The sequence below is a fragment of the Sphingomonas sp. H160509 genome (genome assembly GCF_024124765.2).
Lineage (GTDB): Bacteria > Pseudomonadota > Alphaproteobacteria > Sphingomonadales > Sphingomonadaceae > Sphingomonas.
On sequence record NZ_JAMXSR020000002.1, the window covers coordinates 3,377,899 to 3,402,115 of the forward strand.

The following is a 24,217-nucleotide window of genomic DNA, read 5'->3' on the forward strand; positions in this document are numbered from 1 at the left end:
GTCCTCTGTCACTGCGACCTTTCCAATTGGGCCCCGGCCTCCGCCGGGGTGGTATGGTGGGCAGGAAAGCGCCGATCCAGCCAACCTTGTTCTCCCGCGAAGGCGGGAGCCCAGTCTGGATTCCCACCTTCGCGGGAAAACAAGCTATCCTCGCCCATGACTTGGAACAGTCACCGGACTGCGACCACCGTGTAACAATACTCGGCTAATACTCGCGACAAGGATAGTTTTGCGGGGGCAGGCTCATGAACGCCATTACGACGTTTTCGCCATCTAGCTTCGTTGGCGCCGACATCACCGATATCGCCGACTTCATCCACTCCCGGCCCGCCGTACCCGAGCCGGTCGTCGAACGCCGCCAATATCGCACGATCTGGATCTCCGACGTCCATCTCGGCACGCGCGGCTGCAATGCGGGAATGCTCAACGACTTCCTCGATCACGTCGACAGCGAGACGATGTACCTCGTCGGCGACATGATCGACGGCTGGCGGCTCAAGAAGAAATTCTACTGGCCCGCCGCGCACAACGACGTGATCTGGCGCCTGCTGAAGCGTGCCAAGCGCGGCACCCGCGTCGTCTACATCCCCGGCAACCACGACGAGGTGTTCCGACAGTATTCGGGGCTCGACCTGGGCGGCATCTCGATCCGTCGCAACGCGATCCACGAGACGGCGGACGGTCGCCGCCTGCTCGTCCTCCACGGCGACGAGTTCGACGCGATCACGCTCGCACATCGCTGGATCGCGCACATTGGCGACGCGGCCTACACGATGCTGATGGGGCTCAACCGCTGGGTCAACGCCGCGCGTCGCCGGATGGGCATGCCCTATTGGTCGCTGTCGAAACACGCCAAGGCCAAGGTCAAGAACGCGGTCGCCTTCATCTCGCACTTCGAGGAAGTCGTCGCGCATGCCGCCGGCGTCCGCGGCGTCGAAGGTGTCGTCTGCGGCCACATCCATACCGCCGAAATGCGCGAGATCGCCGGCATCGCCTATTACAACGACGGCGACTGGGTCGAGGGTTGCACGGCCTTGGTCGAGCATTTCGACGGCCGCATGGAGTTGCTCCACTGGGGCGACGAAATCGCCGCCCGCGATCGCGACAAGGTCATATCCATGGCCGCCTGACTTAACCCTTCCCCGATGGGGAGAGGGCAAGCCGCGTCAGCGGCGCGGGTGAGGGCAAGTCCACAACTTCAGTTGAAGCGTGCCCTCACCCTCCCACCCGGCTGCGCCGGCCGGGCCCCCTCCCTCTCCCCATGGGAGAAGGGCAAAACGGAGAAGACACGATGCGTATCGCAATCGTCACGGATGCCTGGAGCCCGCAAGTCAACGGCGTCGTCCGCACCCTCCAGTCGGTCCAGCGCGAACTCGAATCCATCGGCCACGAGGTCCTGGTCGTCTCCCCGAACGCTTCGCCTCGATGCCATGCCCGACCTACCCCGAGATCCGCCTCGCCTTCGCGCGTTCGGGTGCGGTCGGTCGCATGCTCGCCGCCTTCGGTGCCGACGCGATCCATCTGGCTACCGAAGGGCCAGTCTGCCTCGCCGCCCGCAACTGGTGTCTCGCTCGCGCGCTCCCGTTCACCAGCGCGTATCACACCCAATTCCCCGACTATATCGCCGCCCGCACCGGCGCGAACCCCGACTGGATCTGGCGCTACATCCGCTGGTTCCACCGTCCCGCCCAGTCGATTCTGGTTTCCACGCCGTCGGTCGCGGCAACGCTCGCAGCCCAAGGCCTGCATCAGGTCCGCGAATGGGGCAGGGGCGTCGACTTCGCGCAGTTCGGCCTCGACGGCGCCCGCGATCCCGAGATGACGGCGCTGCCCGGCCCGATCCTCCTGTATGTCGGGCGCGTCGCGGTCGAGAAGAACATCGAGGCGTTCCTGTCCTCCGCACATCCCGGCACCAAGGTCGTCGTGGGCGACGGCCCCGCCCGTGCGACGCTCGCCCGCCGCTTCCCCGACGCCGTCTTCCTCGGCCAGCGTTCCGGCCTCGACCTAGCCGCCGCCTATCGCACAGCAGACGTCCTCGTCTTCCCGAGCCGCACCGACACGTTCGGCCTCGTCATGATCGAAGCACTGGCCTGCGGAACCCCCCGTCGCGGCGTATCCGGTAACTGGCCCGATCGACGTCCTCGACGACCGCGTCGGCGCCATGCACGAAGATCTCGACACCGCGATCGCCACCGCGCTCACTCGCGACAGCGTCACCTGCGCCGCCTACGCCGCGCGCTACAGCTGGCCCGCCAGCGCACGCCAGTTCCTCCACGCGCTCGTCCCCCTCGAAGGAAAGCTCATGGCCGCCTGAGCTTGTTCGCTTGCTTGATAGCGCCGCGCGCACTAAGTCTCTCTCATGTCAGGCCGCTCCGAAAGGGGCGGCCCTTTCTATTTTTACGGAGTTTCCGCCGTGGCCCAGCCGCTCATGCCCCACGCGACCGCCGCCTGGATGGTCGACAATACCGCGCTCAGCTTCGAGCAGATCGCGGACTTCTGCGGCCTGCACATCCTCGAGATCCAGGCGATTGCCGACGACACCACCTCGACCAAGCTCACCGGTCGCGATCCGGTCCGCGCGCATGAAGTGACGCAGGACGAGATCGACAAGGGTGCCGCCGATCCCGATTACCAGCTCAAGATGATCAAGGGGCCCGGAGCAGGTCCGCCGCACCAAGGGGCCACGCTACACGCCGGTCTCGAAGCGCCAGGACAAGCCCGACGGCATCTCGTGGATCATCCGCAATCACCCGGAGATCACCGATGGCGCGATCTCACTGCTGATCGGCACCACGCGCACGACGATCGCCGCGATCCGCGACCGCAGCCACTGGAACATCGCTAACATAACCCCGAAGGACCCGGTCACGCTGGGCCTGACCTCGCAGCGTGAGCTCGACGCAGCGGTGGCGAAGGCGGCGAAGGCAGCCGGCATGGAAGCCCCGACGGACACGCGCCTCGAAGGCGACCGCGAAGTGCTCCTCCAGCAGCTCCGCGCCGAGCGCACCCAGGCTGCGGCAGACGCGCAGTTCGTGGCAGATGGCGGCGTCCTCCCCGTCAAGCCGCTCTTCGACGACCCCTTCAAGCGCTGACCGCACTTCCCCTCCCGCGAGCGGGAGGGGGCAGGGGGCGGGCTCGCGCCCTCCTCATACGATACGGCTAGCGAGATTAGCCAACGCACAAGGCGGCGGCCGTGATGTCGAACAGTCCGCCCCCTCAATGTTCTCCCGCGAAGGCGGGAGCCCAGTCTGGATCCCCGCCTTCGCGGGGAAACAAGCTTCCTTCGTCTGAATTTGAGACGTGCCGTCCCCGGCCGGATGACGGAGAGCGTGCGAATCCGTTAATCCAACCTGATCCTCCCCCGCCAGGGGGGAGGTGGCTGGCACTCGCCAGACGGAGGGGGAGGCAAGCGCCAACCCTTGTTCCGTGTCCTCCCCCCTCCGTCACCTGCGGTGCCACCCCCTGGCGGGGGAGGATCAAGAGAAGGTCAGCTGCCGTACAGCACTATCTCCCGCCACATCCAGTTGCTAACTGCAACGGATGGCAACCGCACCCGACACAGATTTCGCGCCCACCAGCCACAAGGGCCTGACCTACCCCTTCGGCGGCGCGGAGCCCGCATCGGGCGAAACGATGCAGGTCGCCCCCGGCATAGACTGGGTCCGCCTCCACATCCCCGGCCCCTTGCGCCACGTAAACTGCTGGCTCCTCGCCGACACCGACGGCGAAGCGCTGGTCGACACCGGCATGAACACCGCGGCCGCGCGCGACGCCTGGAAAGCCATCTTCAAAGGCCCCAAAGCCAACACCCGCATCACCAAGATGATCGGCACCCACTTCCACCCAGACCATATCGGCCTCGCCGGCTGGATGTGCGACCACCACGCCGCCCCCCTGATCATGACCCGAGCCGAATGGCTCACCGCGCGCATGCTCGCCGCCGACGCCCGCGACTCCGTCCCGCACGAAATGCTCGCCTTCTGGCGCGGCGCAGGCTGGGCCCCAGAACAGATCGACCACGCCACCGCCAAGGGCTGGGCCGGCTTCCGGAAGATCATCACGCCGCTCCCGCTCAGCTACACGCGCATCGAGGACGGCGACACGCTCGCCATCGGCACGCGCGACTGGCGCGTCGTCACCGGCTCCGGCCACTCCCCGAACACGCGTGCCTGTACGACGAAGCCAGCGGCATCCTCATCGCGGGCGATCAGGTCCTCCCCCGGATCAGCCCCAACGTCTCGCTAGGCGTCACCGAACCGAACGCCGATCCGCTGGGCGAATGGTTCGCCTCGATCGCCAAGCTCAAGACACTGCCCGCCGACCTGCTCGTCCTCCCGGGCCACGGCGACCCGTTCACCGGTCTCCACACCCGCCTCGACGCGATGGACCGCGAACACCGCGAGCGTCTCGACGAACTCGCCATCTTCCTTGGCGAGCCTCGCCGCGCGGTCGACTGTTTCGGCCGCCTGTTCCGCCGCGCGATCGGCCCCGACGTCCTCGGCATGGCGACCGGCGAAGCACTTGCGCATCTCCGCCGCCTCGAAGTCGAGGGTCGGGCGACCCGCGACACGCAAGATGGCGTATGGTGGTGGCGCGCGGCCTGAGTTAGGCTGCGGCCGAATTCAAGAGGATAGGCCCATGTGCGACGAGCATACCGCAGACGATAACGAAGCCTATCTGGCCGGCGTCTCGCGCCGCCAGTTCGGCGTGATGACCGGCGCGATGGGCCTGACGATGTTGCTCCCCGCGCCCGCGAATGCCGCGGTCATCAAGGGCCGCGACGTCTCGATCGTCACGCCCGACGGCAAGGCCGATGCCTATTTCGTCGCGCCCTCCACGGGCAAGCACCCGGGCGTGCTGGTCTGGCCCGACATCATGGGCCTGCGCCCCGCCTTCCGCCAGATGGCCGACCGCCTCGCGCAATCCGGCTATGCGGTACTCGTCGTCAACCAGTTCTACCGCTCGACCAAGGCGCCATTCCTGAAGCCCGGCGAATCCTACGACCAACCCGAAGTCAAAAACCGCATCGCCCCATTCCGGGAAGCCCTCACGTCCGAAGGGACGGTTCGCGACGCGAAAGCCTTCACCACCTTCCTCGACGCGCAACCGCAGGTCGACCGCAAGCGTGGGCTGGCCACCACCGGCTATTGCATGGGCGGCCCGATGGTGATGCGCACCGCTGCAGTGGTCGCGAACCGCATCCGCGCAGGCGCGACGTTCCACGGCGGCGGCTTCGTCACCGACAAGCCCGACAGCCCGCACCTCCTGATCCCGCAGATGAAGGCGCAATACCTCATCGCGATCGCCGCCAACGACGACGCGCGGTCGCCGACCGAGAAGGACACGCTCCGCACCGCGTTTGCCGCCGCGAAACTCCCGGCCGAGATCGAGGTGTACGCCGGCACCATGCACGGCTGGTGCCCACCCGATTCGAAGGTCTATAATCCGGTCCAGGCGGACAAGGCCTGGGCCCGCATGCTCGCGCTGTTCGACAAGGCGCTGGTATAAGGGCGCGGGGGGCTTAATTGTAGGCCCCGCCTTCCCCCTTGTACTCCCGCGAAGGCCGGAGCCCAGTCTGGATCCCCCCGCCTTCGCGGGGAAACATTCTGCATGGCCTTGACCGCACCCCTGCTCCATGAGACCATCGTTCACGATCCGTTCTCAAGGAGAGTCGCGTGGCCCTGACCCTGTACACCAACCCGATGTCGCGCGGTCGCATCGCGCGCTGGATGCTCGAAGAGGTCGGCGCCGAGTACGAGACCGTCGTCCTCGACTACGACACGACGATGAAGGCCGAGGCGTATCGCGCGATCAACCCGATGGCCAAGGTCCCCGCGCTGGTCCACAACGGCAAGACCATCACTGAATGCGCTGCGATCTGCGCCTATCTCGCCGAAGCATTCCCCGAAGCCGGCCTCGCGCCACGCGATGACGAACGCGCCGACTATTATCGCTGGCTGTTCTACGCAGCCGGCCCCGTCGAAGCGGCCGTCGGTAACCGCGCACTCGGTGTAGTGCCGGACGCCGCGCAACAGCGGATGATCGGCTATGGCAGCCTCGACCGCGTCGTCGACGTTCTCGAACAGGCAGTTGCCGCGCACCCGTACATCGCCGGCGACCGCGTCACCGCCGCCGACGTCTATGTCGGATCGCAAGTGATCTGGGGGATGCAGTTCGGCTGGCTGCCAAAGCGCCCAACCTTCACCGACTACGCCGCGCGCCTGACAGAACGCCCGGCGTACAAGCGGGCAGGAGATTTGGACGACGCCTTGATTGCAGCTGCAGCCTGAGGTCGACGGACTCCTTGCGACCAATCATACCTAATCCCGTCATCCTGACGAAAGTCAGGATCCAGAGCCACAGGCGCTAACTTTTGGTATCCTGGGTCCTGACTTTCGCCAGGATGACGCTGCTATTGGCTCGCACAGGGCGTGTTGCAATTGGCAGAACCGATTGCGTATTGTGTATTGCGAGTTCGAAGGTTGCAAACTCGTTCCACCACCCGGGATTGGCACGGCCATGATCCGAGGGGCCCCGTACCTGCGGACCGACAGCATCGCTACCGCCCCCTTGTTCTCCCGCGAAGGCGGGAGCCCAGACTGGGTCCCCGCCTTCGCGGGGAAACACGCTTGCGGCTCGGACCGCGTGACCGCCGCCGTGCCCAGAAGGCTACCGGCCAGCTAATACCGTCTATCGACCCCGGTTCTGGCAGGCAGGAACCACTCCCCCACGACGTGGCACCGATCGTCGATCGTCACCCAATCGAGCCGGCCTCGGCGAGGCAACGCCCACCACGACCCAGATCAGCCAAGGATCTCGGCGTCAGTCGCTAGGCGTCAATCAGCGCACGCCGACTCTCAAATTCCGATCAGGCCGCCCACTTCGCCAGCCAGTCGGCCAGCGCCTGAGGCCCCATCGATCGCGCATCCGCTAATTCGGTCTCATGCCCTGCATTCAACAGCTTGTTGGTTCGCGGATCGACCACCAGAACCGCCGGCACGCCCTTCAGGCGGCCCTTGATCCCGTAGCCCGCCGCAATCTGCCCGTTCTTGTCGAAGCGGCCGATATCGACGGTCACGACAACGAACTTGCTGTCGACGAAACGCTTCATCTCGGGCAGGTCGATCGTCCCCGCCAGCAGGCGGCAATCGAGGCACCAGTTGCCGCCGAAATCGATCAACAACCGCTTTTGCGTCTTCAGCGCGCGTGCGCGGGCGGCCGCGACCTGTGCGTTGGCGTTCGCCGACTCATTGTAGGGCAGCGGCAAAGGCTGAGGTAGCTTGTCGAAGCTCGCCGTGTTGACGTGCGGCGCCACGACTTTCGCGCGTGGCGCGGCGGGGGCGGCCACGGCAGTTGCGAGCAAGGCAAGCGTGGCGAGACGGCGCATCGACATCATTCATATCCTCCGATCACGGCATTCAGGAAGCTCGGAAATGGTCCGTTCCAGCCATCCGCCGGCGTATCGGCGACCGGTTGACGGCGACCGCCAGTTGGATCCGCAGGAATGCGCTCCGTCCGTGGCGGCTCGACCTTTGCCTCTTCCGAACGAACAGCTTGCGAGCGAACCGGTTCCGACCGCGCCGGCTCCGTCTGCACCGGCTCAGACCGAACAGGCGCTGTGCGAACCGGTTCGACATACACGGGTTCGACATACACGGGTTCGACCTGCACCGGCTCGACCCGTGTGGGCTCCGCAACGCGCGGCTTAACCGCGGGCACGGGCTCGTCGATCGGCGTCCGCTCCCAGCGCGGCCGCTTCGTCACCACTGGCTCGACCGCAGCCAACACCTCGGCGATGACTGCTGGCGCAACCATGTCCTCGCGCGGAACGCGACGCGTCCGCGACCGCTCGCGGCCAGTGTCCACAGCAGCAGCATCCGGCGCGACATCCTCCGAACGCCCGCTACGACGGTTCCGCGACCGATCGCGACGCGGCGCGACCTCGTCGTCCTCCGCCACGGCAGCGACCGGTGCGGTCTTCGGCTCGGCAACCTTCAACCGCTCGATCGTCTGCCCGGTAAGCTTCTCGATATTGACGATATTCTCCGCATCGTCCGGCGCTACGAACGTGTACGCCGTCCCCGTCGCCCCGGCGCGCCCCGTCCGACCGATCCGGTGGACGTAGTCGTCGGGATGCCAAGGCGCGTCATAGTTGAACACCGTCGACACGCCCTTGATGTCGAGCCCGCGCGCCGCGACGTCGGAGGCAACGAGGATCGTCACCGCGCCCGACTTGAACAGCTCGAGTTCGGCCAGCCGCTGCGGCTGTTCCATGTCGCCGTGGATCTCGCCCGACTTGTAGCCCGCCTGCTTCAGCACCTTGTTGAGGTCGCGGACCGTCGTCTTGCGGTTGCAGAAGATGATCGCGTTGGTCACCTCCTCCTGCGCGAGGATGCGGCGCAGCGTATCGCGCTTGGCGGTCTGGCTCGGTACCGGCACCAGATACTGCTTGATGTTGAGGTTGGTCGACGCCGGGCGCGACACCTCGATCGTCTTGGGATTGGTCAGGAACTTGTCCGCCAGCTTCTTGATCGGCGGCGGCATCGTTGCCGAGAACAGCAACGTCTGGCGCTGCTTCGGCAGCTTGGTGCAGATTTCCTCGATGTCGGGGATGAAGCCCATGTCGAGCATCCGGTCCGCCTCGTCGATCACCAGCAGCGAACAGCCGTTGAGCATGATCTTGCCGCGCCCGAACAGGTCCATGAGCCGGCCCGGCGTCGCGATCAGCACGTCGACGCCCTTTTCCAGCGCGGCGAGCTGGTCACCCATCGACACGCCACCGATCAGCAACGCCATCGAGAGGTTCGAATTGACGCCGTATTTCTCGAAATTCTCCGCCACCTGCGCGGCGAGTTCGCGCGTCGGTTCGAGGATCAGCGAGCGCGGCATCCGCGCGCGGCTTCGGCCATGCGCCAGGATGTCGATCATCGGCAGCACGAACGACGCGGTCTTGCCGGTGCCCGTCTGGGCGATGCCGATGATGTCGCGCATCATCAGCACGGACGGGATCGCACCGGCCTGGATCGGGGTCGGCTCGGTATAGCCGGAGTCGGTGACTGCCTTCAGCAGTTCGTCGGAGAGGCCGAGATCGGCAAAACTCATGCAAATGTCCGGTAAATGGAGGGTGAAATGCACTGCCCTCAAGCGTTCCGGCGCTCGCCGATTTGGCGACAAATGTCAAGGAAACGCGGTGAATGGAGGGTGGGGAGGGGGTCTTGGACGGGAAAATACCAATTACCCGTGGCGTCCGCATACTCTGAACGACGTGCTGGTGCATCTATTCACCAGATGCACCACCCCGGCGGAGGCCCGGGCCCAGTTGGAAAGGTCGCAATAACGAACGGCAACGCAGAGTTGGCAACGTCGCCCAACTCGACCCCGGCCTTCGCCGGGGAGGTGCTTATCGGAATGGGGAGCCCAGGGGATCTGGATAGGAATTAGACCAACGGGCAGTCGACGGACGCCGAAGCGACCGACCTACTTCTTCTTCGCTCGCAAGCTCTTGAACCCCTCGATCTCGCAGCGTGCACCCGAGCGCATCCGGATCGCGTCGCGGTCCTTGCAGATCATCCCGTCCGCGCCCGGCCTCAAGTAAAACCCCGAATAATAATCTAGCGGCTTGCAGTCGCCGTCCAGCCGCGCGCGCAGCCGCGTCGTGTCGTCCATCACCAGATCGACCGCGCCATCCTTGTTGAGCATCGCGCCGGCGATCTCGTCGACAGCGATGCATTTGGGGCCCTTATGCTCCTTCCACTCGGTCGGCGGCGCGTAGGTGCGAACGGGGGCTCGGCTCATCCGGGGCACGCGGATGATGATGCGTTCGTGGATCGAGACCTGCGCGATCTGCATGCCATCAAGCTCGAATCCCGAAGACTGCCCGGGTGACGGTACATCGCGCAATGCCACAGCAAAGGGGCCCGCGAGCGCGAGCAGGGTGGCGGGTATCGCGGGGTGAATCATGGTGTCTGGATCATGCTGACGTAATCGTTAGCGCCTATCGTTGAACGCGCGATGAATTTTGTCTAGCGCCGCGTGCATGGCCGAAATTCAGTCAGCAATCCTGACGCCTTCGCAGGCGGCAATGCTTGAATCGCTCACCTCGCGGCTCGACGCAAAGGCGATCGTCACCGACTCCGCCGATATCGACCCGTGGCTGCACGACTGGCGCGGCCGCTTCCACGGCGCCGCGCCCGCAATGCTCGCGCCGACCTCGACCGCGGAAGTCGCTTCGATCGTCGCGGCCGCCGCCGAACACCGCGTGCCGCTCGTCGCGCAAGGCGGCAACACCTCGATGGTCGGCGGCGCGACCGCCCCCGCCGACGGCAGCGCGCTGATCCTGTCACTGCGCCGCCTGAACCGCATCCGCAGCCTCGACACCGACGCGGGCCTCGCGATCGCCGAAGCCGGGGTGATCCTCGCCGAACTCGGCGGCGCCGCGCAAGGGGAGGGCTGGCGCTTCCCGCTGACGCTCGGCGCCCGCGGCACGGCGACGATCGGCGGCCTCGTCTCGACCAACGCCGGCGGCACGCAGGTCCTCAAGTTCGGCACCATGCGCGGCCTCGTTGCGGGCGTCGAAGCGGTGCTCGCCGACGGGACGATCTACGACGGCCTGTCCGCTCTCAAGAAGGACAACCGCGGCTACGACCTCGACCAGCTTTTCATCGGCGCGGAAGGCACGCTGGCGATCGTCACCGCCGCCACGCTCCGCCTCGCCCCCGCAATCGCAGCGCGCGGCACGGCGTGGGTCGGCATCGCGTCCCCCCCAGGCCGCGCTGAAGCTCCTGCGGACGATGCAGGCGAGGACCGACGCGATCGAGAGCTTCGAAATTCTCCCCCGCCGAGTCGCTCGACGCCGCCATCGCGCACCTCCCGAACGCCCGTGCGCCGCTCGCGGGTAGGCACCCCTGGCACCTCCTGATCGAGGCGACCTCCGCCACCACCGAAGGCGAATCCCCATCCGCGCTGCTCGAACGCCTGCTCGGCAAAGCCCTCGAAGAGGGCGCGATCGAAGACGCCACGATCGGCACCAGCGAAGCCCAGTCCACCGCGTTCTGGCTGCTCCGCGACTCGCTGTCCGCCGCCGAACGCGCGCTCGGCCCCGCGACGCAGCACGACATCTCGATCCCCGTCGAGACGATGCCGCGCTTCATGATCGAGGCGGCAGCGGCGTGCGACGCGCGCTTCCCCGGCACGCACGCCAGTGGTTTCGGCCATCTCGGCGACGGCAACGTCCATTTCCACGTCCGCGCCGCGCCCGGCACCGACCATTCGCACTGGTATGCCGAGGACGCGCCGGTCGTCACCCGCTTCGTCGGCGACCTCGTCGTCGCGGCCGGCGGATCGATCTCGGCGGAGCACGGCATCGGCCAGATGAAGCGCGACGAACTCGAGCGCCTCTCCTCGCCCGCACGGATGGCAGCACTCCGCGCGATCAAGTCCGCGCTCGATCCGCTCGGCATCCTCAACCCCGGCAAGCTCGTCACACTTGCACGCCCGCTCGGCGCACCATAGAGCCTCGCCCCAATCGGTGGCATGAGCCACCGGCATTTCGACCGACCGATCCGGAGAGTAACATGGCCAGCACCGCCCAGCTTCCGCTTTTCTACAATGGCCTCGAGCCGCTCTCGAGCGACACGCACGCGAACTACAAGGTCCGCCCGCAGGACAGCGCGCCGTTCCTGGTCGGCCAGCACGCGATCCCGATCACCGTCGACGAGTTTCCGCTGGTCCAGCGCCACATGCCGATCGTCTTCTCGGTCGGTGACGACGCGATTCCGCTCGCGCTGATGGGCCTGAACGAGGGGCGTCAACGTGTTCGTCGGCGAAGACGGCAAGCTGACCGAGAACACCTTCTACGTGCCCGCCTATGTCCGTCGCTACCCGTACATGCTCGCGCGGCTGCACCCCGATGCGCAGGAGCTGTCGCTCTGCTTCGACCCGACTTCGCAGGCGATCGGTGATTTCGAGGACGGCGATGCGCTGTTCGAGAATGGCCAGCCGACCGAGCTGACCAAGAACATCCTCGGCTTCAACGAGTCGTTCGAACAGGCCGGCGCCCGCACGCAGAACTTCATGAACGAGCTGCGCGAGCTCGAGCTGCTGATGGACGGCGAAGTCACGATCCAGCCCGACGGCGCCGAGCAGCCGTTCGTCTATCGCGGCTTCCAGATGATCAACGAAGAAAAGCTGATCGACCTGCGCGGCGATGCGCTGCGCAAGATGAGCAAGTCGGGCATGCTGCCGTTGCTGTATGCACACCTGTTCTCGCTGTCGCTGATGCGCGATATCTTCGCGCGTCAGGCACAGCTCGGCATGACCCCGCAGCAGCAGATGCCCGCCCCGGCGCAGTTCAACGTCTGATAGCGAAACCGGGAGGCCGCGAAAATTATTTGGGGTGCGGTGCAGCAGGGGTTGAACCAAAACGGCGCTCACCCATTTAGATCCTGTACGGCATCGTGTCCCCCCTTTCGCGGCGCCGTACGGGACGCTTCTAGCGTCCCTCCTCCCTGAACCTAGGCCACTCCGTGCGACACGCACGGGGTGGTTTTTTTGGCCTGCGCGATGCGGCGGGCCCGTCCTTTCCTCCCACCCGTTGCGTGCCCGTGGAATTATTCGAAAGCCTCGACGTCATCCTGCTCGCCGCGCTGGTCCTGCTGGTCCTCGCGCGCAAGTTGAACGTGCCGTATCCTACTTTGCTGGCGGTGGCCGGGATCGCCTTTGCGGCGTTGCCATTCGCGCCGAAGATCACGGTCGAGCCGCACCTGGCGCTGGCCTTGTTCATCGCACCCGCGCTGCTCCACGCCGCATACCACACGAGCCCGCGCGCCTTGCGGCGACACTGGTTCCCACTGCTGAGCCTCGCCGTGTTCGCGGTACTCGTCACCGCCGCAGCGGTCGCACTGGTCGGCGTGACGCTCGGCGGACTGCCGCTAGCCGCCGCGTTCGCGCTCGGGGCGATTGTCGCGCCGCCGGACGCCGCTGCATCGGAAGCGGTGCTGGGCGAAGTCGGCATCCCGCGCCGCGGCCTGTTGCTGCTTCAGGGCGAGAGCCTGCTCAACGACGCCACGGCGTTGCTGTTGTTCGGACTCGCGGTGGCGTTCGCGACGCATTCCGATACGCCGGTGACGCCGCTCGCGCTCGCCGCGGCGGTACCCGGCGGGATCGTCCTCGGCGTCATCGCCTCGTGGCTTTATCTCCGCGTGACGCCGCTGTTCGCCCGGACGCTCGGCGCGAGCCTCGCAGATTTCGCGGTGACGTTCGGGATCTGGCTGCTCGCCGAGCGGGTGCACATCTCGCCTGTGCTTGCGGTCGTCACGTTCGGGATGATCGTGTCGCAGCGCCGCCCGATCGGCCAACCCGCGCGTGATCGTTTGCAGGGGGCAGCGGTGTGGTCGGCGGCGGTGCTTGTCCTCAACATCATCGCGTTCGCGCTGATGGGGCTGCAATCGCGCGACGTGCTGGTCGGACTGCCTGCCGGCGAACGCTGGCCCGCAATCGGGTTTGCCGCCGCGGTGCTGGCGACCGTGCTCGTCACCCGCATCGCGTGGGTGTTCTTCGTACGGTTCGTCGAGGGCGTGATCGCCAGCCACTACGCGCCGTCCTGGCTGCCCAAGCCGCCCCCCTGGAATGCGTCGATCATCCTGTCCTGGTCGGGTATGCGTGGACTGCTGACGCTGGCGACAGCGTTCGCGCTGCCACGATCGGTGCCGGGCCGCGACCTGATCGTTCTCGCGGCGTTCGCCGTCGTGATCGGCACTCTGGTACTGCAAGGGCTTACGCTCGGCCCGCTGATCCGGCGTCTAGAACTGGGCGCGGATACCGGCCTTGCCGACGAGATCGCCCCCGCGCGCAAGCGACTGATCGATGCAGGGCTAGCCGTCCTGCCAGCACGCGAAGGCGCGGCGGCCGATGCGTTGCGCTTCCGCTATGGCGCGGCAGGCAAGGTCACCGCAGAGGCAGACGATCCGCAGGCGACCTCGGAATTCGACGAACTCCACCTCGAGATGATCGCCTGCCAGCGCGTCGTGCTCCACGAAATGCGCGACAAGGGCGAGGTGGCCGAGGACGTCTATCGCCGCCTCCAGGAGGAACTCGACTGGGCGGAGGTCGACGCGCGTGCGTTCGGGGACAACATCCTCACGGCGACCTGAGGGCGTGCGGGGAACATCGGCACACGCTATGCGGTTTCAGAGAACCACCGCAGAAAGGGTCGATGCATGTCCGAGGCGAATTCGTGAGCAAGTCCGTGAAGCCCGCACCGCCGACGACGCTCGTGATCTTCGGCGCCTTCGGTGACCTGACCCGCCGCTTGCTGATGCCGGCACTGATCAACATGACTCGATTGGGGCTGGTTGGTAACGATTTCCACGTCCTCGGTGTCGGCATCGACGAGGGAAACGACCAGTCGTTGCGCGAGGCGCTTGGCACTTTCGATGCGAAGGGCGGCGAGGGCGATGGCGAGAAGGGCGACGCCTGGGTGCGGCTCAAGGACCGGGTTGGCTATCTCCAGGGCGATTTCACCAAGGACGACGTCTTCGAGCAACTCAAGGCCCGGGTGAACGGCAACGTCGCGTTCTACTTCGCGGTGCCTGCGAAGTTCTTTGGCACGATCGTCGACAAGCTCGCCGACCACGGCCTGATGGCAGAGACGCCACATGGCTTCCGCCGGATCGCGATCGAGAAGCCGTTCGGCCACGACCTCGCCTCCGCCCGTGATCTCAACGCACGCATCCTCGCCCGCGTGTCCGAGGCGCAAATCTACCGGATCGACCATTTCCTCGGCAAGGAAACCGTCCAGAACATCATGACCGCGCGGTTCGCGAACATGATGATCGAGCGCGTCTGGAATTCGGATTGCATCGCGCACGTCCAGATCACCGCCGCCGAGACGGTCGACGTCGGCACCCGTGGCAAATTCTACGACGGCACCGGCGCGCTCCGCGACATGGTCCCCAACCACCTGTTCCAGCTGCTCGCGATGGTCGCCATGGAGCCGCCCGCGAGCTTCGACGCCGAGGCGATCCGCAACGAAAAGGGCAAGGTGCTCAAAGCCGTCCGCGTCTATTCGCCCGGCAAGGCGAAGCGCAACGGCGTCCGCGGCCAGTATACCGCGGGAAAAGTGAAGGGGGTGGATGTCCCCGCCTACACCGCCTCGCCCGACGTCGCGCCGGACAGCCGGACCGAGACGTATGTCGCGCTGAAGCTGATGGTCGACACATGGCGCTGGGCGGGCGTGCCGTTCTACCTGCGCACCGGCAAGGCGATGACGTGTCGCGACACCGAGATCGCGATCACCTTCAAGCCGGTCCCGTTCGCGTCGTTCCCCGGTGCCGCCGCCGACATGCTGCCGCCGAACCGGCTCATCATCCAGATCCAGCCCGACGAGGGGGCTGAGCATGGACATCAACATCAAGCGTCCTGGCCTCGAAGTGGCGACCGCACCGATCGCGCTCGATTTTCGGTACGCCGACGCATTCGATATCGGTCACCTGACCGGGTATGAGTCGCTGATCTACGACTTGTTCGTCGGCGACCAGACGCTGTTCCAGCGTGCCGACGCGATCGAGGCGGGCTGGGCCGCGGTGCAACCGTTCCTCGACCTATGGGCGCATGACGCCGGCATGCCCGAGCCGTACGAGGCGGGCACGCTAGGCCCAGCGGCTGCGGACGCGCTACTCGCGCACGACGACCACACGTGGCACGAACTCGCGCCGGCAGGCCAAACCGTCCCCTGACTTTCACCCCTCCCTGAAAGGGGAGGGGCAGGGGGGTGGGTCGGCTGCTTGGAAAAGACGACGTGCGCCAACAGGCCGACCCACCCCCCAACCCCCTCCCCTGCCAGGGAGGGGAGCAGGGTCAAACCCGCTCGGTCAGCTCGATCTCGCCCTCGACCTCCATCTCGTCCTCGTCGCCCATCTCGTCCATGTCGGGCATCGTGAAGTCCGCCTTCCAATCGTACACCTTCTCGACCCCGCCCTGCACCCAGACGCGCACCGCGCCAGAAGTGATCTCGCCGCCCATCGCGCCGACGAAATCCGCGACCAGCGAATCCGCCGCATCCTCGTGATCGGTCGCGCCGGGAATCGTCGCGGCGGTCATTTCTTCATCGAGTTCGATGATCTGCGCCCAATATTGCTTCGCCATGTGTCGCTCCTGCGTAGATGAAAGGCCGTCAGCCGGCAGTGATTATAGGGTGATCCTCGCGCAGCCGGTCTGCCAGCCGCTCGACCGCGTCGACCTCGCTCGCGCTGCCTGACGGCGTCACCGCCCAGTTGCAATGCGCGTGCGTCGCGAGGCTGTAGACCTTCACGTCGCCGACGATCAGCCGCCATCGTCGCCGGTCGCCGCTATTGTACCGGACGAGGTTGGTCACGAACAGGCTCTGGAGATCCGATGCGGTCATCCGCGCCCCATAGCGACAATCGCCTGCCCGCCGCCACCGCAAACGGGCCAGCGATGGGCACGACTGGTCTAGCGACAACCGGCGAACGCTACGAACCGACCGCGATCGACGCCGTCACGCCCGGATCGTCTCGCAGCCGCAGGAACAGCGTCCCGCCGACCGGCTTCGGCACCGCGAGCGAAGCCCCGGTGAACCCGTCCGGCACGCGAATCGCGTCGGCAAACCCTGCGTTCGCCGCAATCGACTCGATCAGGAACAGGTCGGTCCCGGTCAGCGTACAGGTCTCCTTGCACGCGACCCCCGCCAATGCCGGCGTCCGCACCAGCGTCGTGAGCGGCACCCAATCCCCCGCAACGCCGCCTTGCACCAGTCGCCATTTGAGCGGCCCATGCGCGGAAACTCCGAGCGCCTTGCCTGGCTCCACCGACACTACTGCGATCCGGTCGTCCTGCACCGTCAGCCCACGCCCCGACGTGACACTAGTCGTCATCGCGCCATCCGCCGTCGCGATCTCGACACTGTCGCCGGCAGAAAATCGTGTTCCCTCCGCACGCAGCGAGAAGGTCAGGCGGGCATCCTGCGCGATCGCCGTATCACCGGCCAGCACGACCGGCAGGCCAGGGGAGGGGGGCGCCACCACGCTCTTGGCGATCAGCGTAGCCTTGGGCCGCGCCGCGGCGACGGTGAACTTCACCGACCGCTTCCGTCCATCGGTCAGCGTCACGAGCGCCGTCTTCGCCTGGCCCGCCGCGAACGTCGGCACCGTACCCGCCACCAGCGCCAGCCGATCCGCCTTGTCCGCCCGAACGACGTCACCCGGCTTGAACGCGACCCCGTCGATCGTCATCGACGCCACCAGATCGAGCCGCGTCCCACTCAACGTCCCAGACGCATCACCGGCATACAGCGTCAGACCATCAATCCGCCCTGCCTCTGCGAGCGCGGTCAACGCGATCTTGTCCGGCGCCTCGACCCCGTATTGCTTGACCAGCAGCGTCAATTTCCCCGGCGCGTTCTTCGCCAACGGCAAGGTCAGCCCAATTCGGTCGCCCGTCGACGTCCACGCGAGCGGCACGTCGCCCGCAGCACCGATCAATGTCACCGACTCCACGCAACTCGGCGTCGGCCCCGCCAGCGAGACCGCATTGTCGCGCCCGACCACGAGACTCTCGGGATCGGTATCGACCATCTGCCACCCGCCAGCGCGCGGCACCTGCAACCGAAACCGCGGTCCATCGAACGGCGTGAAGCCCCAGCGGCCGTGCAACGTCGCATCGGTCACGCTGCTCAACCCCGCGGTCCGCATCCCGACCTGGTCGAGCACATACCCGCCGCGCTCGGCATCAGCCTGCACCGGCAGCTCGACCACGCCCCCCTGCGGCGTCGTCACCCGCAAGCTCATGTCGTGTGCGAACTTGGTCGCATAGATCAGCGGCGCCCCCTCGACCGGCAGCACCAGATCGGGCTTGGCCGCGCAGACCAGCCGGTCCGCGTCCGCGCGCCGCATCGTCGGCGTCTGCGGCGCACCCGTGTCGATCACCGGCATCGCCACGACCATCACCGACTTGGGGCTGGCGAACGACGGCGCCGCATTCAGCAACAGCGCCAGCCGATCGTCGTGCGCCCGCGCCAGCGCCGGAATGTACCGGAACTGCGTCGTCTGGAACGCGCCGAAGATCTTCGCCAGATCGCGCACCACGCCGATATACGGGCTGTAATAGCCAAGCCCGCCCTCCGGCGTCGCGCTCAGCTGCAGCGCCAGATCGGTCGGCGCCCCCCACCAGAGTATCCGCCAGCGTCGAACTCTGCCCATCCGCCAGCACCAGCGAATCGCGGCTCTGCGTCAGGCAGGAGGCTTGCAGGTCCGCCGCGAGATCGAGGCACTCCGCCTTCAGCTTGATCGCCAGGCTGCGCGACAACAATGGCGAGACCGCCTCGATCCGCTCCGGCCGCGTCCGCTCCAGCGCATGGATCCCATCGAGAAACGCATCGAGCCGCGCGCGATCCAGCGACGCCTGGTCGAGATCCTGCACCGCGCGCACGAACGCCCCCGGCTGCTTGCGCACCGCCGACACGACGGCATCGAACCCGCCGCTCTCCGGCACCAGGAACACCACCAGTTGCCGCGCGCCCTCCGGTACCGTCAACGCCAGCGCGTTCTTCTTCGCCTTCCACGTCTCGGCCTTGAAGAACCACGACTTCGGCGGCGGTTCGGTCGCCCCGCGCAGGAACGCCGCGACCAGCAGATAGCGCGCGCCGTCGTCCTTCTTGCCGACGGCCAGGTCCGCCGCGATCGACACGCGGTCGCCGGTCGCGAGCCTCGGCACCTGCGCGATCGGCAACGTCGTCGTCCCATGCGTCACGCCGACGCGCAGGCTGGGCCCGGTCAGGTCGAACGGTGCCGGATCGGCGCGCGCAACCAAGGGCACCAGCGCAGCAGCCAGCGCGCAGAACGGAAGAAATCGAAGCATCATCATGGGCGATCTCGTCGTCGGAAGCATCACAGATGGCCTGTACCGGTGTCGATAATAGGGCAAGATGCGGCACTTGCCCGATCGCCCGCGGTACCGCACACAGCGCGTAACACGGGGAAGGGGACCTACATGATCGCGCGCATTCTCATCGCGACGCTACTCGCGACGACCACCGCCAATGCCGATGCTAAGACCGTCGTCGTTACCGCAGCGCACATGATCGACGTCCTTGCGGGCAAGCGAGTCGACAACCCGCAGGTGACGATCGTCGATGGTCGCATCACCGCAGTGGGCCGCAAGGGCGACGCGGTGCCCGTCGGTGCCGAACGCGTCGATCTGGGCGAGCGGACGCTGCTCCCCGGCCTGATCGACATGCACGTCCATCTGACCAGCGACCCGACGCTCAGCGGCTATCGTCAGCTCGAATTCACCGACAATTTCTGGACCGTCGTTGGCGTCGCCAATGCACGCAAGACGCTCGACGCAGGCTTCACCACCGTGCGCAACGTCGGCTCGGCCAATTACGACGACGTCGCGCTGAAGCAGGGTATCGAGCGCGGCTACGTCCCCGGCCCACGCATCGTCCCCGCCACCTACGCGCTCGGCGCGACCGGCGGCCACTGCGACGCGACCGAGTTCCCGCCCTCTATCCAGGTCCCGCACCCGCAGATCGCCAACACGCCCGACGAGTTTCGCGGTGCCGTCCGCACGATCCGCAAATACGGCGCGGAGGTCGTGAAGGTCTGCATGACCGGCGGCGTCCTCTCCAAGACCGACAGCGTCGGCGCGCAGCAGATCAGCCTCGCCGAAATCAAGGCGATCGTCGAGGAAGCGCACATGCTCGGCATGAAAGTCGCGGTCCACGCGCACGGCGCGGAGGGCATCAACGACGCACTGCGCGCGGGCGTCGACACCATCGAACACGCCAGCCTCGCCGATGCCGAATCGTTCAAGTTGGCCAAGGCGAGCGGGGCGTGGTTCGACATGGATATCTACGACGACGACTATATCCTCGCCGAAGGTGCCAAGAACGGTGTCTTCCCCGAGAGCCTTGAAAAGGAACGTCAGGTCGGCCTCAAGCAGCGCCAGACCTTCCGCGCGGCGCATGCCGCTGGGGTCAAGATGCTGTTCGGCACCGACGGCGGGGTCTACCCCAACGGCAACAACGCGCTCCAGTTCGCCAAGATGGTCGAATGGGGCATGACGCCGATGGAGGCGGTTCAGGCCGCCACCTCCAGCGCCGCGATCGCGTTGGCCAGAACCGCGGACGTCGGTGCGATCCAGCCGGGCCGGTTCGGCGATCTCGTCGCGGTCGACGGCGATCCGCTCGCCGACGTCCGCCAGTTGGAACACCCCGCCTTCGTGATGAAGGGCGGCGCAGTGGTCGTCGCACCACGGTAAGATCGACTGTCTCGATCCTCCCCCGCCAGGGGGAGGTGGCTGGCACTTGCCAGACGGAGGGGGAGGAAACGATAACGCCAGTTTCCCATCCTCCCCCGACGTCACCTTGGCGACACCTCCCCCCTGGCGGGGGAGGATTGCATTTGACGTCCTCACACGCCACCAACGTTTCACCGCTACCCAGAAGCAACTCGTCGCATCACGGGTTGCCGTCGGGTCACGTTCAGCCTCCCCCCGCCCACAACGCCGCGACGACCGCGCGCAGGGGATTTCGACGATGACGACCGATCGCGGGGCGCTGGCCGCCCTGCTCGCCACCATGACCGTCCTGGCCGCCGCCGCCGACCCCGGCGGCCGCGCAAACCGAGCCGGCCGCACCCGTGCGCGGCCTGGAGCGCCTCCAGACCCCCGGCACGCAGGCGAACCCCGACGCCACCGCGATTCCGGTGCCCGCCGCGCCGACGATCGTCTTGCCGAACACCACGCCCGCTCCACGTCGCACCCCGCGCTCGAGCGCTGCGGCAAAGCCCGCCACGGATCGTGCGACCACGCAACGTGCAGGCGTCGAGCGCCCGACGACCGAAGCGCCCACGCGCGAACAAGCAACCACCCGGACGACGCCGGAACAAACGACCAGACCGCGCGCTTCGGACGACGAGTCGACGCGTCCGCCGACATCGGCCGAACCGGCGCCCGTCACCACGCCCACGTCCGACCCCACTCTCCAATCGTCGCCACCGCAGACCTCGACCACCGGAATGGCGCCGCAACCCTCCGCGCCGCAGCCAGCAACGACGTCAGCCCCAAACCCGGAATCGACGCTCTCGACGCCGGAAAAGGGCAGCGCGATGCCACTGTGGCTTTCGCTGACGGCCATTGTCGTGGTTCTCGGCGCGTTGTGGGCGCTCCGCCGCAAGCCGCGCAGCCACCGGTACGAGAGAGCCGAACCCGAAGCCTATGTCGAGCCGACTCCGCCGCCCGTTGCCGCGAAGCCGGTCGCCCAGCCCGTTGCTCCCCAGCCGGTCGCCCCTAAGCCGGTTGTCTCCGAACCGGTGCAAACCCCGGCGGCTGTCACCCCTGCCACGGCATCTGCGGTCGCACCCGTGGCTGCCGTGCCAATGGCCGCGCCCAAATTCCTCGAGCCCAAGGGCAAGGTGCCGCCCACTCCGCCAGTCGCCGCGCGTGCCCGACTGACCTGCGAACTGCGTCCGTTGCGCGCGGGTCTCAACCTGCTGAGCGCGACCGTCGAGTGCGAGCTTGTCGTGACCAACACGGGCACCGCATCGGCCGAAGCGATTCGCACTGGCGTCGCGTTGCTCACCGCGCACGCCGATCAGGATCAGGACCTTGCACAGTTCAACGCGGCGCCCGTCGTGCGGCCCGTCGCCCCGCCGTTCGCGCTGGAGCCGGGCGAAACGCGGACGATCCGTACCGTGACGGCGATCGCAAGAGAGGCGATCCGGACGATGACCGCTGCAAACCGGCCGATGTTCGTGCCGGTCGTCGCGACCAACATCCTGTACGTGACGGCTAACGACGAGGCGCAGGCAGCGCGCGCGTGGGTGGTTGGCATCGAGCGCGTGGACTCCGCCAAGCTGGCGCCGTTCTGGCTCGATGCGCCTGCACGGATGTACACGACGGTTGCCGCACGGCCGCATGCGGTGACGTTCGATCGATAGGAGAGGGGCTCACGCGGCGTGCTGACCTTCGACACCCGGTCATGTCCTTGCTTCGAGCGGTAACACCGGGCGTACACGTAAAACTTGTTTCCCCGCGAAGGCGGGACCCAGACTGGGCTCCTGCCTTCGCGGGGAGAACAATGCCGCGGTTGCGGCTGAGGCTGGACAGCGCAGCTATGCCGCAGAAGGCTGACTGCTTTGGTCCGACGCCCATCACTACGCGCGCGACTGGTTGCGGAACCTTGGATGCGCATCGGAACCGGCGTGAAGCGAGCCCTGCTGGAATGAGCGACGCGATATTCCCGCACAACAAAAAAGGGCGACCCCATCGCTGGGGCCGCCCTTTTCTTAGCTGCGGCCAGCAGGGGCAAAGCCCCTGCTTCGTCGGTCGGCATGAATGCCGCCGGCCGGCCTTGCTGGAGTGCGATTTAGGCTACGCTAAATCGTCTCTCCAGCTGCGGCTTACTTAACCTCAACCGTAGCGCCAGCTGCTTCGAGCTGAGCCTTGATCTTGGCGGCCTCGTCCTTCGACACGCCTTCCTTGACGGCCTTGGGAGCCGACTCGACCAGCGTCTTGGCTTCGGTCAGGCCGAGCGCGGTGATCGCACGGACTTCCTTGATGACGTTGATCTTCTTGCCACCGTCGCCGGTCAGGATGACGTCGAATTCGGTCTGCTCTTCTGCTGCAGGAGCAGCGGCGCCGCCGCCTGCTGCCGGTGCTGCGACCGCTGCTGCGGCCGAAACGCCCCACTTCTCTTCGAGCAGCTTCGAAAGCTCAGCTGCTTCGAGAACGGTCAGTTCGCTCAGGCTCTCAACGAGCGCGTTCAGGTCTGCCATGATAAATCTCCATCTCGGGGCTCGTGCCCCATCAGTTCAAAAAAGGTAACGAAAGGCCTGCAAGATCAGGCGGCTTCCTTCTCCGCGTAGGCGGAAAGCACGCGCGCGAGCTGCGCTGCCGGAGCCTGCGTGATCGTTGCCAGCTTCGTGGCGGGTGCCACGATGAGGCCAACGATCTTGGCACGCAGTTCGTCCAGCGAGGGCAGCGTTGCGAGCGCCTTCACACCGTCGACGTCGAGGGTCGTCGCGCCCATCGCCCCACCCACGATTTCGAACTTGTCGTTCGTCTTCGCGAATTCCACGACCACCTTGGCGGCCGCGACGGGATCGATGGAGCTGGCCAGACCGACCGGACCCGTGAGCATGTCGCCCAGCGAGCTGTAGTCGGTGCCGTCCATTGCGATCTTGGCAAGCTTGTTCTTCGAGACCTTGTAGGTCGCGCCGGCGTCGCGCATCTTGTTCCGCAGCACAGTGGACTGTGCGACGGTCAGGCCGAGGTTGCGCGTGACAACGACGACGCCGACCTCGGAAAAGGTGCGGTTCAGCTCGGCTACGGCCGCGGTCTTTTGATCACGATCCATGCCATTCTCCACGTTTTACGAGTTCACCGCTTGCGCGGTTGACCCGGTTACTAACCGGAGGCGCAGACAAACCCGCGCTTCCGGGGTGTCTCGTCGATGGGGCATGGGAGAGGGGCGGCGCGCAGATGGGCCGACAAAATCTCATTCCCCGTCTAGGTGGGAGATTAAGCACCGGCAAACCCTGTGCGCCCACTGTCTCGGACGGAGTTCGACGAGCAAGCCCGCCGAACGAAGCCGCGCCTTAGCGGAATTGGCGGCGGAGTCAATTGCCGAGAGGGTCAGGCGTCGAGGTATTGCCCGGTATCTACGCCGTCGAGCCTGCGTATGCGGGCCGCCGCCAGAATGTCGGGCGGCATCAGGCGGGCGTTGATGCCGATCCGGTCGATCGCGGGGTCGATCTTCGTCCAGTGCGTCACGCATCCGCATTCGCTGCAGCGATGGAAGCGCAATGTCTTGGCACCCCAACTATAGATGTCGATCGGAACGGATGCCGCAACGCGTACGTCACTCGCCCGGTAATAAGCCCACAGGACTCCGTAGCTGCGACAGATTGAGCAGTTGCAGTCGGCGACCCATTCGGGAGGGTCCCCGACGGACAGCGTTACCGCGCCACAGTGGCAGGAAGCTTCGATCATGCGTCATGATGTGGACCATAATGGCGCGCCGTTCACGTATTTTCCCAGGACTCCGTCATGCTGACGAAAGTCAGGATTCCGAGCCAGAGGGGCGACGTCCGTAACCCTGGATCCTGACTTTCGTCAGGATGACGGAGTGGGGTAGGGGCGATCTTCGCCGAACGACCGGTATCGTCAACACGCAAAAAGGGCCGGGATTGCTCCCGGC

The 24,217-nt window shown here is 66.4% G+C and carries 21 protein-coding genes and 4 pseudogenes; 14 read left to right on the plus strand and 11 right to left on the minus strand.

Annotated features, from left to right (window positions below):
• Positions 1 to 245 precede the first annotated feature (245 nt).
• The 4 genes and pseudogenes from NHF48_RS18360 to NHF48_RS18375 all read left to right on the plus strand — a co-directional run bounded on the left by NHF48_RS18360 (position 246) and on the right by NHF48_RS18375 (position 4,245).
• Complete coding sequence (locus NHF48_RS18360; RefSeq protein WP_253071915.1) at positions 246 to 1,130, plus strand: UDP-2,3-diacylglucosamine diphosphatase; 885 nt, start codon at positions 246 to 248, stop codon at positions 1,128 to 1,130.
• Positions 1,131 to 1,291: 161 nt separating this feature from the next.
• A pseudogene (locus NHF48_RS18365) lies at positions 1,292 to 2,314 on the plus strand (glycosyltransferase family 4 protein).
• Positions 2,315 to 2,413: 99 nt separating this feature from the next.
• Positions 2,414 to 3,092: pseudogene (locus NHF48_RS18370) on the plus strand (cell cycle transcriptional regulator TrcR).
• A 448-nt stretch (positions 3,093 to 3,540) separates the two neighbouring features.
• Complete coding sequence (locus tag NHF48_RS18375; RefSeq protein ID WP_253071916.1) at positions 3,541 to 4,245, plus strand: MBL fold metallo-hydrolase; 705 nt, start codon at positions 3,541 to 3,543, stop codon at positions 4,243 to 4,245.
• On the opposite strand, the gene NHF48_RS18380 is transcribed toward NHF48_RS18375, so the two are convergent.
• On the minus strand, positions 4,242 to 4,529 hold the full coding sequence (locus NHF48_RS18380) for a hypothetical protein (protein WP_263816930.1): 288 nt from the start codon (positions 4,527 to 4,529) through the stop codon (positions 4,242 to 4,244). The genes NHF48_RS18375 and NHF48_RS18380 overlap by 4 nt on opposite strands.
• Here NHF48_RS18380 and NHF48_RS25370 point away from each other — a divergent pair.
• From NHF48_RS25370 to NHF48_RS18390, 3 genes are all read left to right on the plus strand, one after another.
• Entirely contained in the window at positions 4,482 to 4,604 is a 123-nt protein-coding gene (locus tag NHF48_RS25370) for a hypothetical protein (protein ID WP_342454760.1), read from the plus strand. The two genes, NHF48_RS18380 and NHF48_RS25370, sit on opposite strands and share 48 nt — an antisense overlap.
• 34 nt (positions 4,605 to 4,638) lie before the next feature.
• Complete coding sequence (locus NHF48_RS18385; protein WP_253071918.1) at positions 4,639 to 5,508, plus strand: dienelactone hydrolase family protein; 870 nt, start codon at positions 4,639 to 4,641, stop codon at positions 5,506 to 5,508.
• 167 nt (positions 5,509 to 5,675) lie between these two features.
• Positions 5,676 to 6,290: a glutathione S-transferase family protein gene (locus NHF48_RS18390; RefSeq protein WP_263816931.1), complete on the plus strand. Its 615-nt coding sequence runs from the start codon at positions 5,676 to 5,678 to the stop codon at positions 6,288 to 6,290.
• Positions 6,291 to 6,868: 578 nt separating this feature from the next.
• Here NHF48_RS18390 and NHF48_RS18395 read toward each other — a convergent pair.
• From NHF48_RS18395 to NHF48_RS18405, 3 genes are all read right to left on the minus strand, one after another.
• Positions 6,869 to 7,387, minus strand: coding sequence for a thioredoxin family protein (locus NHF48_RS18395; RefSeq protein WP_253072482.1), 519 nt, complete (start codon positions 7,385 to 7,387; stop codon positions 6,869 to 6,871).
• Positions 7,388 to 7,392: 5 nt separating this feature from the next.
• Positions 7,393 to 9,102: a DEAD/DEAH box helicase gene (locus NHF48_RS18400; protein WP_253071919.1), complete on the minus strand. Its 1,710-nt coding sequence runs from the start codon at positions 9,100 to 9,102 to the stop codon at positions 7,393 to 7,395.
• 375 nt (positions 9,103 to 9,477) lie between these two features.
• Positions 9,478 to 9,849 carry a hypothetical protein gene (locus NHF48_RS18405; RefSeq protein ID WP_263816932.1) on the minus strand — a complete coding sequence of 124 codons (372 nt, stop codon included), beginning with the start codon at positions 9,847 to 9,849 and terminating at the stop codon, positions 9,478 to 9,480.
• Between the two features lie 232 nt (positions 9,850 to 10,081).
• On the opposite strand from NHF48_RS18405, the pseudogene NHF48_RS18410 reads away from it, so the two are divergent.
• From NHF48_RS18410 to NHF48_RS18430, 5 genes and pseudogenes are all read left to right on the plus strand, one after another.
• Positions 10,082 to 11,511: pseudogene (locus NHF48_RS18410) on the plus strand (FAD-binding oxidoreductase).
• Positions 11,512 to 11,573: 62 nt separating this feature from the next.
• Positions 11,574 to 12,360: pseudogene (locus NHF48_RS18415) on the plus strand (SapC family protein).
• 242 nt (positions 12,361 to 12,602) lie between these two features.
• The gene (locus tag NHF48_RS18420; RefSeq protein ID WP_253071921.1) at positions 12,603 to 14,150 is read left to right on the plus strand and encodes a cation:proton antiporter; all 1,548 of its coding nucleotides are present in this window, start codon (positions 12,603 to 12,605) and stop codon (positions 14,148 to 14,150) included.
• A gap of 83 nt (positions 14,151 to 14,233) precedes the next feature.
• Entirely contained in the window at positions 14,234 to 15,502 is a 1,269-nt protein-coding gene (gene zwf / locus NHF48_RS18425) for a glucose-6-phosphate dehydrogenase (protein ID WP_253071922.1), read from the plus strand.
• Positions 15,429 to 15,734, plus strand: a complete 306-nt coding sequence (locus tag NHF48_RS18430) for a hypothetical protein (RefSeq protein ID WP_253071923.1) — start codon at positions 15,429 to 15,431, stop codon at positions 15,732 to 15,734. Before zwf ends, NHF48_RS18430 begins: the two co-directional genes overlap by 74 nt.
• Before the next feature lie 121 nt (positions 15,735 to 15,855).
• Here NHF48_RS18430 and NHF48_RS18435 read toward each other — a convergent pair whose 3' ends face one another.
• The 3 genes from NHF48_RS18435 to NHF48_RS18445 all read right to left on the minus strand — a co-directional run bounded on the left by NHF48_RS18435 (position 15,856) and on the right by NHF48_RS18445 (position 18,098).
• On the minus strand, positions 15,856 to 16,143 hold the full coding sequence (locus NHF48_RS18435; protein WP_056047554.1) for a hypothetical protein: 288 nt from the start codon (positions 16,141 to 16,143) through the stop codon (positions 15,856 to 15,858).
• 28 nt (positions 16,144 to 16,171) lie between these two features.
• Complete coding sequence (locus tag NHF48_RS18440) at positions 16,172 to 16,402, minus strand: hypothetical protein (RefSeq protein ID WP_056047557.1); 231 nt, start codon at positions 16,400 to 16,402, stop codon at positions 16,172 to 16,174.
• Between the two features lie 88 nt (positions 16,403 to 16,490).
• A complete protein-coding gene (locus NHF48_RS18445; protein ID WP_253071924.1) occupies positions 16,491 to 18,098 on the minus strand; it encodes a hypothetical protein in 1,608 nt (535 codons plus the stop codon).
• Between the two features lie 907 nt (positions 18,099 to 19,005).
• On the opposite strand from NHF48_RS18445, the gene NHF48_RS18450 reads away from it, so the two are divergent.
• Positions 19,006 to 20,277, plus strand: a complete 1,272-nt coding sequence (locus NHF48_RS18450) for a Xaa-Pro dipeptidase (protein ID WP_253071925.1) — start codon at positions 19,006 to 19,008, stop codon at positions 20,275 to 20,277.
• A gap of 223 nt (positions 20,278 to 20,500) precedes the next feature.
• Here the strand turns inward: NHF48_RS18450 and NHF48_RS18455 are convergent, their stop codons facing one another.
• Positions 20,501 to 21,154 carry a hypothetical protein gene (locus NHF48_RS18455; protein WP_253071926.1) on the minus strand — a complete coding sequence of 218 codons (654 nt, stop codon included), beginning with the start codon at positions 21,152 to 21,154 and terminating at the stop codon, positions 20,501 to 20,503.
• On the opposite strand from NHF48_RS18455, the gene NHF48_RS18460 reads away from it, so the two are divergent.
• On the plus strand, positions 21,126 to 21,956 hold the full coding sequence (locus NHF48_RS18460; protein WP_253071927.1) for a hypothetical protein: 831 nt from the start codon (positions 21,126 to 21,128) through the stop codon (positions 21,954 to 21,956). The genes NHF48_RS18455 and NHF48_RS18460 overlap by 29 nt on opposite strands.
• A gap of 462 nt (positions 21,957 to 22,418) precedes the next feature.
• Here NHF48_RS18460 and rplL read toward each other — a convergent pair whose 3' ends face one another.
• From rplL to NHF48_RS26175, 3 genes are all read right to left on the minus strand, one after another.
• A complete protein-coding gene (gene rplL / locus NHF48_RS18465) occupies positions 22,419 to 22,793 on the minus strand; it encodes a 50S ribosomal protein L7/L12 (protein ID WP_056047577.1) in 375 nt (124 codons plus the stop codon).
• A 65-nt stretch (positions 22,794 to 22,858) separates the two neighbouring features.
• Positions 22,859 to 23,374: a 50S ribosomal protein L10 gene (gene rplJ, locus NHF48_RS18470; RefSeq protein WP_055879768.1), complete on the minus strand. Its 516-nt coding sequence runs from the start codon at positions 23,372 to 23,374 to the stop codon at positions 22,859 to 22,861.
• A 278-nt stretch (positions 23,375 to 23,652) separates the two neighbouring features.
• Positions 23,653 to 24,009, minus strand: coding sequence for a GFA family protein (locus tag NHF48_RS26175; RefSeq protein ID WP_446741178.1), 357 nt, complete (start codon positions 24,007 to 24,009; stop codon positions 23,653 to 23,655).
• Positions 24,010 to 24,217 lie beyond the last annotated feature (208 nt).